The sequence below is a fragment of the Kurthia senegalensis genome, from assembly GCF_000285595.1.
Lineage (GTDB): Bacteria > Bacillota > Bacilli > Bacillales_A > Planococcaceae > Kurthia > Kurthia senegalensis.
In genome coordinates this window covers 250,214-268,329 of record NZ_HE611067.1, presented here as the reverse complement: position 1 = coordinate 268,329, position 18,116 = coordinate 250,214, and the positions used below count along the sequence as shown (strand labels likewise).

Below are 18,116 nucleotides of genomic sequence, written 5' to 3'. Positions count from 1 at the left end.
TTTTTAAGCATAAAGTGTCGAAGGAGAAAAGTCCATGGACATTTATCGTAATATTTTAATTATTTTTCTATAGGGAAGGAACTTTACATAATGGTTTTAAAAAGCAAATCAGCAAAAATCATCGGACTCATTGCGATGGTCTTTGCGGTCGTAATCGCGATGTGTATGAGTCTTTTATATGGCTATGCCTATACGTCATTACAAACGACGATTCAATCTTTTACGAATTTTGATCAGTCAAATGAACATATTATTATTCAAGATGTTCGTATACCGCGTGCACTCATTGCGGCAAGTGTCGGAGCTTCACTCGCCATTACCGGTGTCTTGTTGCAAACATTAACAAAAAACCCGCTCGCTTCTCCTGGTATTTTAGGGATTAATGCAGGTGCGGGTTTTGCGGTCGTCTGTTCGCTCGTATTTTTTCACGTTGAAAGTTTACAGTCTTTTGCATGGATTGCTTTTACAGGAGCAGCGATTGCAACGGCAGCAGTGTATGGGATTAGCTCGGTTGGGCGTGATGCGTCGACACCGTTGAAAATTACGCTAGCAGGTGCGGCAATTAGTGCGATGTTCACATCGTATACGCAAGGATTACTGGCGATTAATGAAGCGGAAATGGACCAAATTTTATTTTGGTTAGCAGGTTCTGTGCAAGGGCGTAAGTTAGAAATTTTACTATCGGTACTTCCTTATTTAGTCATTGGCTGGGTCGGTGCGATCCTCATTTCAGGGAAAATGAACGTATTAGCGCTAGGTGATGACGTGGCGAGAGGGCTAGGCTTACGTATCGGATTCATTAAATTAGTCGTTGGGATTATTGCGGTGTTACTCGCAGGCGGAAGTGTTGCAATCGCTGGACCAATTGGCTTCGTTGGCATCGTCATTCCACATATCGCAAGAAAATTAATTGGACAAGATCATCGATGGTTAATTCCAGCGGCAGCATTACTCGGCGCTGTTTTATTGTTATTGGCAGACGTCGGAGCGCGGTATGTGATTATGCCACGTGAAGTGCCTGTCGGTGTGATGACGGCGATTATTGGAACACCCTTCTTTATTTATCTTGCACGTAAAGGAGGTAAGAAAGTATGAAGTCATTAAAAACGATTCGTTTAGGAAAACAACGTGTTTCTTTTTTATTAGATACGCGAGCAAGTAGAAGAACGATTTTTGTCGGCTGTATGGCAATACTGGCCGTTTTAATAAGTGCTTCTTTTGGAGAATCTTTTATTAATCCTTGGCACGTTATTCAAGCACTACTTGGACAAGGGGATGCTTACAATCAACTACTCGTTGTAGATTTTAGATTGCCGCGTATTTTACTCGCTGCTTTTGCCGGTATGGCTTTAGCTGTTGCGGGTGCAATTTTACAAGGGATGATTAAAAATCCTCTTGCTTCTCCTGATATTATCGGGATTTCTGCAGGGGGGAGTGCCGCAGTTGTTGGATTTTTAGCGTTATTTAGTAATAATGATCACGTGTTATTAGTGAGCATTAACTGGATGCCACTTGCTGGTTTTATCGGCGCGATGCTCGTCGGATTACTCGTCTACGTGTTAGCTTGGAAAGACGGCGTGACATCAACGAGACTCGTTTTAATAGGACTCGGAATTGCGACATTTTTACAAGCCATTACGACAATGCTCATGATTATCGGACCCGTTTATGTAGCGAGCGAAGTACAAAAATGGCTCATTGGGAGCGTATCAAGTACCGATTGGAATGAAGTCGTTATTATGGTTCCGGTTATTGCGGTGTTACTCGTTGTGACATTTTTGATTGTACGTCATTTGAACGTACAAGATTTTGGGGACGATACGGCGATGAGTCTAGGGCAATCTGTACAAAAAATGCGTTTCGGTTTAATCGTATTGAGTGCGTGTCTAGTCGGAAGTGCCATTTCCTTTACAGGAGCGATTGGTTTCGTTGGACTGATGGCCCCACATATTGCACGTCGCTTAGTCGGGTCAGCGTTCGGCTTACTCATTCCAATGAGTGCCGCAATCGGCTGTTTTTTAGTCGTCGTTGCCGATATTATTGGTCGAACAGCATTTAATCCAATCGAAGTGCCTGCAGGTGTATTTACAGCTGCGATTGGGGCACCTTACTTTATTTATTTATTATTTAAAAATCCAAGAAAATAAGGAGGGCGTGCATGATGGCACATTCCTTAAAAACAGAAAACTTAACGCTTAGTTACGGGGCAACGACGATTATTGATGCGTTGAACGTAACGATGCCAATGAATAAAATCACCGTATTAATTGGCGCAAATGGGTGTGGGAAATCAACGTTACTACGTTCGATTGCGCGTTTATTAAAGCCGAAAAATGGTGCTGTATTATTAGACGGGGAAGACGTTTTTCATTTATCAACGAAAGATGTTGCTAAAAAATTGTCGATTTTACCTCAATCACCTGTCGCACCAGAAGGGTTAACGGTTTTACAACTCGTCAAACAAGGACGTTATCCACATCAGACGTGGCGCAAGCAGTGGACAGAACAAGATGAAGAAATCGTTATGAATGCGTTGAAATCAACAGCCATGTACGAGTTACAAAATAAAATCGTCGATGAACTTTCTGGTGGGCAGCGTCAACGGGCTTGGATAGCTATGACACTCGCACAAAATACCGATATTATTTTATTAGACGAACCGACAACGTATTTAGATTTAACGCATCAAATTGACGTCCTCGATTTATTATTTGAATTGAACCGGACACAGCAGCGCACGATTATTATGGTGCTACACGATATTAATTTAGCGTGTCGTTATGCAGATCATATTATTACGGTGAAAGACCGTACGATTTTTGAACAAGGGCAACCTGAGCATATTATGACAGCGGAACTCGTTGAAAATGTGTTTGATTTACAATGTCAGATGATGAACGATCCTATTTTCGGTACGCCGATGTGTTTACCGTTCGGCAAAGGGCGTACACTCGAGCCTGCGAAATAAATACAAAAGCCCACACAAATAGTATGTTTAGTGTGGGCTTTTCGATATGAGCAGTTTGTTTGCATACCCCTTATAGGTATGTTAAGATGTGTTCATAAAGGAGGGTGAGGCGTATGGAGGAAATGCATACTTGTCGTAAAAGTCATCATCCAGAATCGGTAAAGAAAAACTTGAACGTTCGGTTGAATCGCGTAGAAGGACAAATACGTGGCATCAAACGGATGATTGAGGAAGATACGTATTGCGACGAAGTGATTACACAACTTTCAGCGGCTCAATCCGCACTAAACAGCGTTGCTAAAATATTGCTTGAAGGGCATTTAAAAGGCTGTGTAGCAGATCGATTAGCAGAAGGTGACGATGAAGTGTTAGATGAATTACTCGTTACGATGCAAAAATTAATGAGAAAATAGGAGGAATAGGAAATGGAAAATGTTACATTAAAAGTACAAGGTATGTCTTGTGGTCATTGTGTGAAAGCGGTAGAAGGAAGCGTTGGTGAATTAGCAGGCGTTTCTCAAGTAGCTGTTAATTTAGAAGCAGGTGAAGTAACGGTTGCATTCGACGGATCAGCGACGAATGTGGACGCTATTAAAGAAACAATTGACGATCAAGGATATGACGTTCTTTCATAATCGTAAGGAAAAGGGGCATAAACGCCTCTTCTTTTTTTAAAATAATATACCCCTATGGTGTATAAGAAGGTGAAGGAAATGACGAAAGAAAAAAATATTACGCTACAAGTGACAGGGATGACATGCGCGGCTTGTTCGGCACGTATTGAAAAAGTGCTAAATAAAATGGACGGTGTAGATACAGCAACCGTCAATTTAGCGACAGAACGTGCAACGGTTCATTTTGATGAAGAGGCAACGTCGGCAAAAGACATCGTAGAAAAAATTGAACGTGTCGGATATGGCGTCGTAAAAGAGCAACAACAATTTGCTGTAACCGGGATGACTTGTGCAGCTTGTTCGGCTCGAATCGAGAAAGTGTTAAATAAAATGGATGGTATTGATACAGCAACCGTCAATTTAGCGACAGAGCGTGCAACCGTTTCATTCAACCCGACAGAAGTATCGCTTGCTGATATCGTACAACGCATTGAAAAAATCGGGTACGGGGCAGAGGTATATAAACAAGAAGCACCGACCGATTTTCGAAAGCAAGCTTTACGCCGAAAAAAAGTAAAATTAATCGTCTCTGCCGTATTATCTCTGCCATTACTTTGGACGATGGTTGGGCATTTTTCATTTACGCAGTGGATGTACGTACCGGAACTGTTTATGAACGTTTGGTTCCAACTTGTTCTTGCGTCAATCGTTCAATTTATAATCGGGGCGCAGTTTTATAAAGGTGCCTACAAGTCACTTCGAAGTGGTGCCGCGAATATGGACGTCCTCGTCGTATTAGGAACGTCTGCCGCTTATTTTTACAGTTTGTATGAAGTGTTGACAATGGACCGTGCCGCCCATCATATGCCAGACGTTTATTTTGAAACGAGTGCGGTACTTATTACGCTCATTTTATTAGGGAAATATTTTGAAGCAAAAGCAAAAGGTCATTCTTCGGATGCGATTGAAAAATTAATGCATTTGCAAGCGAAAACAGCGCGTGTTATTCGAAATGGACAAGAAGTAGAAGTACCAATCGAACAAGTGATGCTGCAAGATGTATTGCTCGTGAAACCTGGAGAAAAAATTCCGGTAGATGGTGTGTTATTAACCGGACAAACGACGATTGATGAATCGATGTTGACGGGTGAGAGCATGCCGGTTGAAAAAACAATCGATGATGCTGTATTCGGAGCGACAGTGAATCAACACGGCGCATTCCAAATGCGCGCAACGAAAATTGGGAAAGAAACCGCTCTTGCACAAATTATTCAAGTTGTAGAAAATGCACAAGGTTCTAAAGCGCCAATCCAACGACTTGCAGATAAAATTTCGAGTATTTTCGTTCCGATTGTCATCGGAATTGCGCTCGTTACATTTATCATCTGGATTTTCTTCGTAGACGCTGGAAACGTAGCAAAAGCGTTGCAAGCGACGATTGCTGTTCTCGTCATTGCGTGTCCATGTGCACTCGGATTAGCAACACCAACATCTATTATGGCAGGAACAGGACGAGCAGCTGAACTCGGTGTGTTATTTAAAGGTGGCGAGTATTTAGAACAAGCTGCTAAAGTAACAACCGTCGTTGTCGATAAAACAGGAACGGTTACGAACGGGACACCTGTCGTAACGCATATAGAAACAACGCTCGATGAAATGCGCTTTTTACAACTCGTAGCGAGCAGTGAACAAGCGTCTGAACATCCATTAGCAAAATCTATCGTTGCCTATAGTAAAGAAAAAGACATTTCATTACTGACACCGACTCAATTTAAGGCGATACCAGGTTACGGGATTGAGGCGGAAATAGAGGGCGATTTCATCGTTGTCGGAACGAAAAAGTTAATGGCGAAATATGCGATTCCTATGGAAGAAATAGCGGATCGTATGGTGCAACTTGAAAACGAAGGGCAAACGGTTATGCTCGTCGGTATGAATGGACAATTCGTTGGGCTGCTTGCTGTAGCAGATACGGTGAAGAAAACGTCGAAACGAGCAGTGGCGCAATTACACGAACTAGGTATTGAAGTAATTATGCTTACAGGTGACAATGAGGCGACGGCACGAGCAATTGGGAAAGAAGTCGGCATCGACCACGTCATTGCAAGTGTTTTACCTGAACAAAAAGCGGCACATGTCGCAGCGCTTGAGAAGCAAGGAAAAGTCGTTGCGATGGTCGGAGATGGTATTAATGATGCACCAGCTTTAGCGACTGCTACGATTGGTATGGCTGTCGGAACAGGGACAGATATTGCGATGGAAGCGGCGGACATTACACTCGTACGTGGCGACTTGATGAGTATTGCAGATGCCATTTTAATGAGTAAGAAAACGATTCGTAACATCCAACAAAATTTATTTTGGGCATTCGGATACAATACGCTTGGCATTCCGATTGCTGCTGTTGGATTACTTGCTCCTTGGGTAGCAGGAGCAGCGATGGCACTTAGTTCCGTGTCAGTCGTATTAAATGCTCTGCGCTTACAACGTGTTAATATTCATAAATAATTTGACTGTAGAAGCTTTCCTTACTCTTTTAAGGAAGCTTCTTTTTTATATCGACAGTTTAAAAATTTTTCCACTATAATAATAGCCTTTACAATTTGCAGGAACAGGTATAAAATCAAAAGGCAGTTTCGATTTCGTCTCGATAGCTCAGTCGGATAGAGCGACTCCCTCCTAAGGAGTAGGTCGCAGGTTCAATTCCTGTTCGGGACATTACTGAAAACTTTATTGATAGCGTCATATCAATGGTTAATAAGCATTTCTTAACTTTTTCTAAAATACAGGTCTACTGTATCTGAAGATAGGAAAGTTGGGAAGTGTTTTTTTGTGTGTTTTGTACGAGTGTAGGGACACTTATGCTGTTCACATCTTACAAAATATTTTTTCTCTCAGCACTTTGTTTGTGTTTAATTTCATTCCTGTTCGGGAATATTTCGCATAATCAAATGAATTAGGGGTGATGATGATGAATGAAGCACGATTAACGTACAGCATTCTGAAAGAAATTGAACGTAAAAATGGTAAAATAAGTGCGGCAGATTATGGGATTGACCCATTGAAGTTCAGACATTACGTTATGAATTTACAAAAGGAAGGGATGTTAAGCAACGTTCATCTCGGACCTGATGAAACGCTCGATTTTAAAAAAGTAGAAATTCAATATTCCGGTATGAAATATTTGGCAGATCATTTTGAATGGATTATGCCGTATCGTAATAGTTTAGATCGGAAAGCATGGATAGAATTGTGAGGATAAGGTGGATTTAAAAGAAAGATTATTTGCGCTACGAGATGAATCATATCAACAATTTTCAAAAAAATTGATTCCAACTGAAGCGCGTATTATAGGTGTTCGTATACCAGACCAACGCAAGTTAGCGAAGGAAATTATGAAAGAGGACCCGTTGTTCTTTTTAGAGCATGTTGAAAATGACTATATGGAGCAAACGATGATTGAAGGCTTCGTAATCGGCATGGTAAAAGTGCCGAAAGAACAGCGAAAAGTATATATCGATCGCTTTATTCCAAAAATAACGAACTGGTCTGTTTGTGATGGCTTTTGCAGTGCGCTAAAAGAAGCGAAAAAAGAACAATCATTTTATTGGGAAATCGTCCAAACGTATAGTAAGCAACAAGCACCGTACGCACAACGGTTCGCTGCTGTAATGTTGTTATGTCACTTCGTAAATGAAACGTACATGGAAGAAAGTTTGAATATGCTACAAACATTAACGAATGAAGATTATTATGTGAAAATGGGCGTCGCATGGGCAGTATCTAAATTTTTCATTAAAATGCCACATGCTATGTGGGGATTTTTGAAAGAGAATCACCTCGACGATTGGACGCATAATAAAGCTATTTCGAAATGTATGGATTCTTTACAAATTGACGCTGAAATGAAACGACAATTGAAAAAATTAAAAAGAGCATAAATGTAACGAAAAGAATTTCTATTACTTATTTGAGTATAAGTTAGTAGAGATTCTTTTTTTAATTGAAATATTCAGAAAAAACAAATGATATGGCGTATAATAGACGTATCAAGTTTTCTTAAGGAGGAATTCAAATGGATTTAAAACAAATTGAACGACAATTAGAAGAAGAGAAAAATGTTCGTTTTACTTTTCAGTTAGCGACGTATGAAATTCAAAAAGTCCAAAATCGATTCCAGCTTATGGAATGTTTAGGCTCAAATAAAGTGGCACGTTCGGGAGAAGAAGATGTGTTTGCGTTGTTCATTAACAATACAAAAATTATGGGACTTTCCCTTTATACGATTATCACGGCATGTTCATCCGAAATAGAGTGGAAGCATTCGTAATATAATCGATTTGTGGAGGCAAGAGAGTTATGGACGTAGATGCGAATTTATTGAAAAAAATAGATATTACGAAAGCGTCTTACAATAGCTTTGACGCAGTATTAGCAGAAGAGCTAAGACAAATGAATGGGAAGAGCCCGTTATCGTGCCATGCATTAAAGGCATTGCCTTCTACGTGTAAGCGATATTTTTATTCGTTAACTAAAACCGAACAACAATATGTATTTATTTTCGTGCAACATCAAAATGTAAAAGTGAATAGTTATTTTGACCAACAACATCATTTTGTCGTCCGAGAAGTAAGCGACCCACATTATGTCAATATTTTTGAAAATCCGCGGTTTACATATGAGCGAATGTTGTTAGCTATTTTTGCGGACTTATTTCATTTACAAGAGCATGTGGACGTAGTAAAAGAATTCGATCATTTGTTGCACGTATTTGAAGATTTTCAACATTTACTTCGGGTTGAATCAAGTGCTTCGTCTGGAACGTATTCAAATAGATCGCCAGGCTGACAGTCAAAAATATCGCACAACGCATCGATTGTTGAAAAACGGATTGTTTGCGTTTGATTTGTTTTCAATCGCGATACATTTGCCTCGGTCATTTGTAATTTTTCGGCAAGTTGCTTGGATGTCATATTTTTTGCTGCAAGTAAATAATTTAATCGTATATAAATTGCCATGATTGTGCCACCTTTCCAGTTCTTCTCTCTATTATGACACATCTCTTCAAGCTTTTGTCATTGCGATTTTCTTAAAATTCTCGTATAATTATGATATTCTATAAAATGTTTCGTTTCATACCAAACATCATCACCAATTTTTCAATTCGGGGAAATTGGTGTTTTTTTTGGACCAAAATTGATAAAAATGCATAATAAAGCATTAAATAAAAGACATCATAATAATAAGAATTTTGCGAATTATACGTCATTTATGTTTGAATTGTACGATATGAGGCAAAAATATAGTTAAAAGAGGTGTTTGAGGTGGGAATTATGAACTATGAAGCTCGATTTCAACTAGCTGTTGAATTATTTCAGAGTGGAAAGTTTGAAGACAGCTTACGAGAGTTTCAAGATTTGTTAGTATATGAAAATCAATTGACGATAGAACAACATTTTGACTTATTAAATTATGTAACGAATTGTCAAGTGAACTTGAACGAAGTGGAACGAGCTTTTGAACATTTAGTAGTTCTTCAGTCGTTAGCTGAAAAAATAAATTCCGCTGAAGCATTGTATTATACAGAGATGAAAAGAGGAATTGTCGCTTTTAAGTTAGGGAATAACAGGACATTTGAAGAGGCGTTTGAACGCGTATTTCACTATGCAAAAAAGACGGGGAAAATGAAGCATTTGTGTGATGCGACGGGGAATTATTTGTTCTTTCTCATAGAAGAAAAGCGTTTCGAAGAAGCGCGAGCTATTTTTGAAAAAAACATTCCAGCTTTTGAAGAAATATTACAGCACTCTCCGGTGTCGATTCGTTCCATTTTCCCACATGCCGTGAAAGTTTATTTTTATTGCAATCAGTTGGAGCCAATTTTAAATTTAGTATCGTTTATTGAAATACATAAAAATCATCCTATTTTACAAACATTTTCTTATATTTATTCGGAAATGTTAATGTACGTCGCATTATTTCAAGAAGATATAGATCAGTTGCTTGAAAGTACGGATCGTTTAGAAACGTATTATGCGTCGAAGGAGCATCATCAAGAAATTCAACAAATGTATAGAGAATTAATGAATGTATGTGAAGAGCGACAGATGTTAGAAGAAGCGATTATATTCGCTCAAAAATTAGTTCTTTATTATAAATCGCAAGGTGTATCAAAAGAGTCCATTGATGCGACAGTTGATATGAAAAAGGCCGCGCTCACAGATAATTTGACGAAGCTATACAATCGCAGATTTTTTGAACATTTTAATGCACCGGACGAGTTAACAGCTGTTTTCATTGATATTGATAATTTTAAGAGTATCAATGATACGTACGGTCATCGGGTAGGAGATGACGTTCTCCGACAAATCGGACAGATTATCCAATCGCTTTTAACGAATCAAATGATTGGAATTCGTTATGGTGGGGATGAATTTGTTATTTTAATTCAAGAAAGTCCAATTATTGCGAAACAGCTGACACTTGAATTGTATGAAGCCCTTAATCCGCTTTTCTTAACTTCTTTTGGCTCGCAACTACTCATCCATCTGTCAGTAGGCTTCTGTTATAGACAGAAAGGGGAGTCCGTAATCCAGCTTGTAGCACGTGCAGATAGTGCACAATATGAAGCAAAATTCAATATGGATCAATCGATAGTGGAGGGATTGTCATATGATTCAACAACAAATTAACGATTTTGAAATGCGGATGTTGGAAAGACCTTCTTATGATTTATGGTTAGAACAGCGAAATTTTTATTTAGAAAATCGAATGATTATGACAGAAGATCAACAGTTTGAACTTTTAATGCAACTTGTCGTCAATAGTCTAGATATCGGGCAAATGTATTTAAGTCTTGATTACGTCGCAATTTTGAATGAACTTACCAGACATACAAAATCGAACCAGGATAAGCTTCGTTTACAAAGCATTCGTACTTCGATTAGCTTTTATTATGGCAGTCCTGAAATGAAGCGAAAAGAAAGTATTTTATATTTAAAGACGATTCAACAATCAGATATTGAGTTAACGATGAAATTGAAACACATATCGAATTGGTTGTACGTACGTCTTTTTTATCACGATGAGTTTGGTTGGGATTTGTTAAAAGTGTTGTCATTTATTGAGGCTGAAATAAAATTGGAGACACTCATCGACATATGGCATGAAAACCAAGCAGCATGCCCTTTTTTACCTGCAAATGTTTGTCGCCTTTTTCTCGTTCTCGGGAAAAAGGAAGAAGCATTAAAGTGGGTTAACGCATATCATATGTATGTAGGGAGGCAATCATCAACGACGTTCGGTAGTTATATTGAAGCGACGATGCGTAGTTATGAAGCATTGCTAACGAAAAATTTTGAACATTTTGAACATTTTTCAAAAGAACGCGTGTTTTTATTAAAAGAGAAAAATATGTTGGATATTTTAATGGTAACTTATGAAGAGATTATTAGAGACGCTAAAATATATGGATGTACGCCTTTTTTACTTGCTATTTATCGGTTACAAATTGCGGATTTTGAAGCGGGCTTAATGGATGAATATCAAATGAATACACAGACGTATCGTTCGTATCAAGAAGTAGTAACGTGGAAAGAAATGATGTATTTTGATTCGTTTACGAAGCTATACAATCGTATGTTCTTTGATGAGTTCCCAAAAGAAACGGTCACGGCTTGTGCGATGATTGATATTGACTATATGAAATCCTTAAATGATCAGTTCGGACACCAAGCGGGAGATGAGGCAATCTTGTTACTGTCGAAATCACTGGACGCTTTTGCGACAGAATATTTATATGTGATGCGTTATGGCGGTGATGAGTTTGTTCTTTTTTGGATTGGAGAAACATCAAAAGTTGCGTATTTAAGCGATATTTTATATCGTTCCATAAACCAAATGTTTTTACTTAGTCAACAAGAGACCATTACGTTTACAACGTCTATGGGTGTAGCGATTCGCCAAGCGGATGAATCGTTTGACGATTTTTTTGCAAGAACGGATGCCTCTCTTTATAAAAGTAAAAAAAGTGGACGACATCAATTGACGATCGATGAATTTTCGAACTTATAAAAAGAGGCTAGTACTTCTGTGGGAACAGTATGAGTGGGCTATTCATTTTTTGTGCTCTGGCAACAAAATTCAAATGAAGCTGTGTCCGCAACAAGCGTCGGTCGAAACGAAGAATAATAGCTACCTAGCAGAAAAAAGACATGCATGATTTGAATAAAATCATGCATGTCTTTTCTTCTTGACGAGGGTGTTGTCCCAATTTTTTTGTAACGTTTAGTGAATATCTTTTTTCGTGAAATTCCCGCCTTTAACTTCGGCTGTATCATACACAGTAACGAACGCTTTCGGGTCAATTTCAAAAATAATCGATTTGATTTTTGTATCTTCTAAACGGTTGATGACGCACGTAACTTCTTTGAATTTTTCATTCGAGTAACCACCGTATACGTCCGAAAGTGTTGCACTTCGTCCTAAACGATCACGAATCGTTTCAACGAGTAAATCTGGATCTTTCGTAATGATTTTAAATGTTTTCGAACCACTTAAGCCTTCTTCAACAATGTGAATGACTTTCGAGGCGATGAAGTAAGCAAGACCTGAAAGAATCGCTCCTTCTAAACCGAAGACGAATGATACGAGAATAAAGACGAACATGTTCAAAAATAAAATTAAATCACTCGTACCGAAAGGTAATTTTCTTGAAAGTAATACGGCAAGCATATCAATTCCGTCTAAAGCACCCCCGTTACGAAGTGCAATACCCATACCGAAACCGAGAATAATCCCCCCAACGACGGTAATAAGAAGTGTATCGCCTGTAATAATCGTTTCAACATGATGCAGTATTACCGTACCAATGGCTAACGTAGCAATCCCTAAAATAGAATACAAAGCAAAACTTTTACCAATTTGTTTATAACCTAACCAAATGAAAGGAATATTAATAATACCGATTAACACACCAAGTGGCACGTTGAATAATTGCGATAGTACGATACTAATACCTGTGACACCGCCATCAGATACTTCGTTCGGAATTAAGATGGCTTCTAAACCGTAGGCAGCAATTAGTGCACCTAAAATAATCATGAAGCTACGTCCGATTACGCGCTTAAAATTTTTTCTTTTCTTTTTCATAAAGCTCCCCCAACGTAAAATAAATGTTATTACTTATATTTTATGAATAATTTGTGAAAAAGTATAATTAAAACTATGAAAAACGCTTATTTTTTTCACAAAGTTTTATTTTTGTCTTTGAAAATGCTATGTGTAAAATAGATATTTTTCATTAATACGCAGAAAAAATAAGTGTCTTGCACAAAAAATGTAAAAAAACACCTTCAAAAAGAAAAATTTTGAAGGTGATGGTTTCATATGATATTAAATCATTCCGTGTGATGAACGCCTTTGAATGTAGACGTACACATCGCAATCAATTGCTGCTGTTCATTATAAATACGACCTTCAATAATTGCAGTTGATTTCGTACGATCAATTGTTCGTGCGGATGCAATTAAGCGTCCTTCAGTAACGGGACGCACAAAACGCGTTTCCATTTGAATGGTCATAACGAGGTCAAAACCGAGTGTGTAAGCGGCGATGCCCATCGCATTATCAAGCATCGTCATCATTATGCCACCGTGTAACGTACCCGCAACGTTCGTTAAACTTGGGCTAAAATTTAAGGCGATTTCTGCAGAGCCTTCTTCCCCTTTTAAAAATTCAAAGCCAATCGTATTCCATAGCTCTGTATTTTCAAAATGTTGTTGAATTGTCATAGCTGTTACCAATTGTAAGACTCCTTTAGTATATGTTGTTGTTCTCATCATACACGATATGTGTCGATTAAGCGTGAAAAAGAACAAAATCACGAAAAACTGCTTCCAAAGTACGAAATTTCTTGAATTATGCTATAGTAGGAACAATGTGATAGAAAGAAAGGGATTTATGATGAAAAAGAACTCTACGTTACTCGATTTGTTTTTTTACGTAGCGATTCCACTTATTATTTGGCATTTTCGCGATAAAATTGGATTGAGTGACTATTTAGCAATGGTTATTTCGGCAGGCATCGGGATTATTTACGGTTTATACGTATTTAAAAAGCAAAAAAATTAAATGTATTCGGTACGTTCATATTAGCCGATCTCATTATAACGATGCTCATTACCGTATTCTCAGGTAGTGCTATGAATTTATTATGGAACAACGTGTATTTTACATATGTTTTGGCAGGTGTTTATTTTTTATCAATCGTAATTCGCAAGCCATTAATGCTCTACATGGCACTCGATTTATTCGCTGTCGATCCAGAACGACGTGCTAAGCTATTACCAATTTTTAATGAAAAGCGCGTTCATTTATTGTTCGTCGTTTTCACATTAGCAATCGTGGCGAAAGAAATTGTTTCGGGTTTATTCCAAGCACATTTAATTACGGTGTACGGAGTGAATGCTTACGATAAAGGGATTCTTGTGAAGCAAGGGATGAATATCGGCTTTATGTTTGTGACGTTTTTAATTATTATGCTTATTATGAAAGAAGCGGGCAAACATTTATCCGAAGAAGAAAAAGAAACATTTTTAAGTTAAAGACGTATGAAAAAAGTGCCTCCTTTATGTATGTAAAAGGGGCACTTTTTTATGATTATTGTGAAATTGGAACAGGAATTGTTCGTACTTGTTCTTTTTGGATGTATGCTCGATACGCATTTAAAAAGTGCATTTCGATTTTATTTGCAAAAGTAATTGCATTTTTTTCGATGACTTTACAATGTAATTGACGCGATAAGTGGTCAATTTCATTCGTAAGCTGCTCGGTCATTAAGAATATTTGTGCTGCAGGGTGTGTTGCGCGCACTTTTTTCGCTAGTTCAAGCGTGTGAGGGTCTGCCTCACTTACCATTATAAAATAAGCATTTGCTTCATAGTTTGTCATATATTCATAAACAGATTGTTCTTTACGTGTTGTGAGTACTAAATAAATTGGATATTCTTTTACTTTAGCGATGCGTTGTATAGTATTGTGTACTGTATTAATATCGCTATAATCTTTTTCAAAAATGACGATACGCATTCATTTCGACTCCTTTTTAAATTGTGCAACACAAATTATGTCATTATTCGACAAAATATGCAATAAGAATCGCTTAACTCTATATAATGAACTAGTTAACAATAGTTCATAAAGACTGTAAATTTTAGAATTATGATATGATAAAAAGACTAAAAACGATGTAATACATGATTTCTCCATAATTCACTTTAAAAATTCACTGTTTGTATAAACCTTTTTACTAAATTTATTTTATAATAGAAGTACAACATAATTGGAACGTTATTCCGTTCCGTTCGTAAAATATAGGAGGTTACATGATGAGCGCTGTTGACCAACAACGAGAAGCCTATGTAAAACAAAAAATTGAAAAAGAAGGAGTGCGCACACTAGCGACGGCACGTAAGCGCTGGGTATTCGGACTTTTTGGGACACATAAATTTTATTTAAATCGTATGGGTAGTGGCTTAGTTATTTTAACTTGTACGTGTATTGCGATTTTCACATTAGCATCGTACGTAGGAATGGGCTTTTTTGCAGTCGGCTTAATTTGGTGGATTATCGATTATTTCCGTTTGGCAAAATTAGTTGAAGAAGCAAATGTTGTACAATATAATTATTACAAAGAGGAAGCGGAACGTCGCATCCATTAAATGAATAACGAAAACGGCACGTATGATTTAAAATCATGCGTGCCGTTTTCTGTTTTCAATCGTCGGATTATGAAAGCTTTTATGAGGCAAAGTAAAACTTTTCTTGCTTAAATTTCCAAAATAAAGGGAAAGAGTAATAGAGTAACGTACATTTAGCTAAAAGGCGTGTTGCTTTTGGCATAAGTCCCATATTTTTTCTGAGTCTTTTAATGTATGGATATGTGAATATACAGGTTGTTCAGACATTGAAAAAATGGCTGCTCCCCCTAAACAGAACGAAATATCTTCATTTTCTTCAGCAAAAAGATTAATTGCCATAAGTTGTTGCTGTTGTTTTAAAGGAATAGCTGTTGTAGCAGATAATAAAACGATTTTTGGCCTTTTTAAAGTCGTTAATGCTTCAATCGTACCAGGGGCAGGAGAACGCCCGATTACGTACGTAGAGAATCCTTTTATACGTAACTGTAAAGACAAAATTCGTAAAGGTAATTCATGATCTTCGTGTGGCAAGCATGCACATAAAATATCAGGATGCATAGAAAGCGGGAATTGATGTTCAATTTCCATTAAATAATATTGAATGACAGCAGAGACGGACTTTTCATGAAACTCAGACCAACGCTTAGATTCCCAACGGTCGCCGACTTCGCGTAGAAGCGGAATAATCAGCTCTTCTATAAACGGTTCTAAACCGAGTACTTGGTGTGCAATCCTCAACAATTCATCCATTTTTTCAACGTCACATTCATCGGCATAGAAAAGCATTTTCGTGTAGTAAAAAGATTGTGTGACAGGTAAATGTTGTGCGGTGTGAATTTTTTTAGCGACTTGGCTAATTGTGTGCCCTTTTTGTAGTTCGGATTGTGCGAAGAGTAATGTATCTACTTGTGATTGAGAGTAGACGCGATAGCCGTTATTTAAACGTAAAGGTTGGACAAGGTAATAACGTTCTTCCCATTTACGCAACGTTTGTTTATCGATTCCTGTAATCGTTGAAACTTCCGCAATTGAATATTGTTTATTCGTATGAAGTGGCATCTGTATCCCCCGTTTCTTTTCGTTTTTTAGTATATAGCATCTCGTATGTCGTTTCAAATTTGTATAAAGTTTTCTTTTTAACGTTTGACAAAAATATACTCATCGGTATAATTTTAATAAGGAATGATACGTAAAAATATGTGAAATGAGGAATCGTCAATGAAAAAAGTAATCGTAATTGGAGCAGGTCCTGGTGGTTTAACATCCGCAATGCTATTAGCAAATGCAGGATATGAAGTGGAAGTTTTTGAAAAAGAAAATTATGTAGGTGGTCGTACGAGTGCTATTAAATTAGGCGATTACACGTTTGATAGAGGACCTACATTTTTAAATATGATGTATTTGATTAAAGAAATTTTCGAATTAACTGGACGTAATTTATCCGATTACGTCGAAGCGATTCCACTAACACCGTTGTATGAATTAGTATATGCTGATAAACGCTTCACAGTTACTTCAGACTACCAAGAAATGGTTGAAAACATTAGACAAACATTCCCCGGGAATGAAGACGGATATCGTCGTTATTTAGAAGAGACGCACCAAAAATTGAAAACATTATCACCGCTTCTTCAAAGAAGAATGGCAAAATTAACAGATTTATTTTCAAAAGATGCGTTACGTGCGTTGCCTGAATTAGAAGTAGGGAAGTCATTAATGGATAAATTAGGAGAATATTTCAATGATGAAGAGCTGCAGTTAGCTTTCACATTCCAATCAAAATATTTAGGAATGTCTCCATGGTCTTGCCCAGGTGCTTTCTCAATTCTTTCGTATATCGAGCAAGCTTACGGCGTGTATCACTTAAAAGGTGGGCTTAACCAATTAACGCAAGCGATGGCGAAAGTGCTAGAAGAAATGGGTGTCAAAATTCATTTAAATGCACCGGTTCAAAAAGTTATTCGTGTGAAAAATACGATTGAGGGGATTCGTTTGAAAAATGGTGAAATCCACCATTGTGATGAATTAGTCATTAATGCCGACTTCGGATATGCGATGACGAAACTATTAGGGGATGACGGAAAAAATAAATGGACGAAGAAAAAAGTAGAGAAGAAAAACTATTCATGTTCAACATTTATGCTGTATTTAGGTGTGGATCGGACGTATGATTTACAACACCATACGATTTTATTTGCGGATGATTACGAGAAAAACATGCGCGAAATTTCAGACACAAAAGTGGTTTCAAAAGATATGTCGATCTACATTCAAAATCCTGTCGTATCAGATGATACGCTCGCTCCAGAAGGAAAATCCACTTTGTACGTATTAGCACCCGTTCCGAACAATACGAGCGGTATTGAATGGGAAGCGATGAAAGAGCAATATCGTGACTTATTACTTGAGACGCTAGAAAAACGACTTGGCTTGGAAGACTTATCAAAACATATTGAAAAAGAACTTATTTTCTCACCAATTGATTGGGAAGAAAAAATTAACGTTTATGAGGGTGCGACATTTAACTTAGGGCATCAATTGTCTCAAATGATGAACTTCCGCCCGAACAATCAATTCAAACCGTATGAAAATTGCTGGTTAGTCGGTGGAGGCACACACCCAGGTAGCGGTTTGCCGATTATTTTAGAATCTGCACGTATTTCAGCAAATTTATTGTTAGAAAAAGATAAAAAAGCAGTGTATGCAGTTAAAGAATTGCCGAAGGAAGTTGCGTATGATTTAAATGCACCAGTTACACCTATTGTTTAGATGGATGTGAACGTATCTTTTTTCGACATGAGACGGTAGCGTTTTTCGCATTAATACATAAAAACG

The 18,116-nt window shown here is 37.7% G+C and carries 21 protein-coding genes and 1 tRNA gene; 17 read left to right on the top strand and 5 right to left on the bottom strand.

The window, feature by feature from the left end; all coding sequences use genetic code 11:
• Positions 1-90 precede the first annotated feature (90 nt).
• From KSHG_RS11035 to KSHG_RS18380, 11 genes are all read left to right on the top strand, one after another.
• Entirely contained in the window at positions 91-1,095 is a 1,005-nt protein-coding gene (locus tag KSHG_RS11035) for a FecCD family ABC transporter permease (RefSeq protein WP_010306155.1), read from the top strand.
• Positions 1,092-2,147, top strand: coding sequence for a FecCD family ABC transporter permease (locus tag KSHG_RS11030; RefSeq protein WP_010306154.1), 1,056 nt, complete (start codon positions 1,092-1,094; stop codon positions 2,145-2,147). The genes KSHG_RS11035 and KSHG_RS11030 overlap by 4 nt, the downstream gene beginning before the upstream one ends.
• Positions 2,148-2,161: 14 nt before the next feature.
• Positions 2,162-2,968 (top strand): ABC transporter ATP-binding protein, encoded by an 807-nt coding sequence (locus KSHG_RS11025; RefSeq protein ID WP_010306152.1) that lies wholly within the window; start codon positions 2,162-2,164, stop codon positions 2,966-2,968.
• Positions 2,969-3,081: 113 nt separating this feature from the next.
• On the top strand, positions 3,082-3,381 hold the full coding sequence (locus KSHG_RS11020) for a metal-sensitive transcriptional regulator (RefSeq protein WP_010306150.1): 300 nt from the start codon (positions 3,082-3,084) through the stop codon (positions 3,379-3,381).
• A gap of 12 nt (positions 3,382-3,393) precedes the next feature.
• Entirely contained in the window at positions 3,394-3,603 is a 210-nt protein-coding gene (copZ, locus tag KSHG_RS11015) for a copper chaperone CopZ (protein WP_010306148.1), read from the top strand.
• 78 nt (positions 3,604-3,681) lie between these two features.
• Positions 3,682-6,090 (top strand): heavy metal translocating P-type ATPase, encoded by a 2,409-nt coding sequence (locus tag KSHG_RS11010; protein ID WP_010306146.1) that lies wholly within the window; start codon positions 3,682-3,684, stop codon positions 6,088-6,090.
• 136 nt (positions 6,091-6,226) lie between these two features.
• Positions 6,227-6,300: transfer RNA gene (locus tag KSHG_RS11005), tRNA-Arg, on the top strand.
• Between the two features lie 253 nt (positions 6,301-6,553).
• Positions 6,554-6,838 carry a YjcQ family protein gene (locus tag KSHG_RS11000; RefSeq protein ID WP_010306144.1) on the top strand — a complete coding sequence of 95 codons (285 nt, stop codon included), beginning with the start codon at positions 6,554-6,556 and terminating at the stop codon, positions 6,836-6,838.
• A 7-nt stretch (positions 6,839-6,845) separates the two neighbouring features.
• Complete coding sequence (locus tag KSHG_RS10995) at positions 6,846-7,523, top strand: DNA alkylation repair protein (RefSeq protein ID WP_010306142.1); 678 nt, start codon at positions 6,846-6,848, stop codon at positions 7,521-7,523.
• 134 nt (positions 7,524-7,657) lie between these two features.
• Positions 7,658-7,912: a hypothetical protein gene (locus tag KSHG_RS10990; RefSeq protein WP_010306140.1), complete on the top strand. Its 255-nt coding sequence runs from the start codon at positions 7,658-7,660 to the stop codon at positions 7,910-7,912.
• Positions 7,913-7,941: 29 nt separating this feature from the next.
• The gene (locus KSHG_RS18380; RefSeq protein ID WP_010306138.1) at positions 7,942-8,430 is read left to right on the top strand and encodes a hypothetical protein; all 489 of its coding nucleotides are present in this window, start codon (positions 7,942-7,944) and stop codon (positions 8,428-8,430) included.
• On the opposite strand, the gene KSHG_RS18105 is transcribed toward KSHG_RS18380, so the two are convergent.
• Positions 8,364-8,600 carry a helix-turn-helix domain-containing protein gene (locus KSHG_RS18105; RefSeq protein WP_010306136.1) on the bottom strand — a complete coding sequence of 79 codons (237 nt, stop codon included), beginning with the start codon at positions 8,598-8,600 and terminating at the stop codon, positions 8,364-8,366. The two genes, KSHG_RS18380 and KSHG_RS18105, sit on opposite strands and share 67 nt — an antisense overlap.
• A 315-nt stretch (positions 8,601-8,915) precedes the next feature.
• Between KSHG_RS18105 and KSHG_RS17610 the strand changes: the two genes are divergently transcribed.
• Together KSHG_RS17610 and KSHG_RS10975 are read left to right on the top strand one after the other, a co-directional pair.
• A complete protein-coding gene (locus KSHG_RS17610) occupies positions 8,916-10,274 on the top strand; it encodes a GGDEF domain-containing protein (RefSeq protein WP_147630533.1) in 1,359 nt (452 codons plus the stop codon).
• Complete coding sequence (locus tag KSHG_RS10975) at positions 10,255-11,655, top strand: GGDEF domain-containing protein (RefSeq protein ID WP_010306132.1); 1,401 nt, start codon at positions 10,255-10,257, stop codon at positions 11,653-11,655. Before KSHG_RS17610 ends, KSHG_RS10975 begins: the two co-directional genes overlap by 20 nt.
• Positions 11,656-11,868: 213 nt before the next feature.
• Here the strand turns inward: KSHG_RS10975 and KSHG_RS10965 are convergent, their stop codons facing one another.
• Together KSHG_RS10965 and KSHG_RS10960 are read right to left on the bottom strand one after the other, a co-directional pair.
• A complete protein-coding gene (locus KSHG_RS10965; protein WP_010306130.1) occupies positions 11,869-12,732 on the bottom strand; it encodes a YitT family protein in 864 nt (287 codons plus the stop codon).
• 248 nt (positions 12,733-12,980) lie between these two features.
• Positions 12,981-13,385: a PaaI family thioesterase gene (locus KSHG_RS10960; protein ID WP_010306126.1), complete on the bottom strand. Its 405-nt coding sequence runs from the start codon at positions 13,383-13,385 to the stop codon at positions 12,981-12,983.
• Between the two features lie 136 nt (positions 13,386-13,521).
• Between KSHG_RS10960 and KSHG_RS18375 the strand changes: the two genes are divergently transcribed.
• Entirely contained in the window at positions 13,522-13,713 is a 192-nt protein-coding gene (locus KSHG_RS18375; RefSeq protein ID WP_147630532.1) for a DUF3159 domain-containing protein, read from the top strand.
• Between the two features lie 71 nt (positions 13,714-13,784).
• The gene (locus tag KSHG_RS17605; protein WP_010306117.1) at positions 13,785-14,186 is read left to right on the top strand and encodes a DUF3159 domain-containing protein; all 402 of its coding nucleotides are present in this window, start codon (positions 13,785-13,787) and stop codon (positions 14,184-14,186) included.
• A gap of 55 nt (positions 14,187-14,241) precedes the next feature.
• On the opposite strand, the gene KSHG_RS10945 is transcribed toward KSHG_RS17605, so the two are convergent.
• Positions 14,242-14,670 carry a hypothetical protein gene (locus tag KSHG_RS10945; RefSeq protein ID WP_010306113.1) on the bottom strand — a complete coding sequence of 143 codons (429 nt, stop codon included), beginning with the start codon at positions 14,668-14,670 and terminating at the stop codon, positions 14,242-14,244.
• 296 nt (positions 14,671-14,966) lie between these two features.
• Between KSHG_RS10945 and KSHG_RS10940 the strand changes: the two genes are divergently transcribed.
• Positions 14,967-15,302 carry a TM2 domain-containing protein gene (locus KSHG_RS10940; protein WP_235728373.1) on the top strand — a complete coding sequence of 112 codons (336 nt, stop codon included), beginning with the start codon at positions 14,967-14,969 and terminating at the stop codon, positions 15,300-15,302.
• A 156-nt stretch (positions 15,303-15,458) separates the two neighbouring features.
• On the opposite strand, the gene KSHG_RS10935 is transcribed toward KSHG_RS10940, so the two are convergent.
• On the bottom strand, positions 15,459-16,340 hold the full coding sequence (locus KSHG_RS10935) for a MerR family transcriptional regulator (RefSeq protein ID WP_010306108.1): 882 nt from the start codon (positions 16,338-16,340) through the stop codon (positions 15,459-15,461).
• A gap of 159 nt (positions 16,341-16,499) precedes the next feature.
• Between KSHG_RS10935 and KSHG_RS10930 the strand changes: the two genes are divergently transcribed.
• A complete protein-coding gene (locus KSHG_RS10930; RefSeq protein ID WP_010306104.1) occupies positions 16,500-18,050 on the top strand; it encodes a phytoene desaturase family protein in 1,551 nt (516 codons plus the stop codon).
• Positions 18,051-18,116 lie beyond the last annotated feature (66 nt).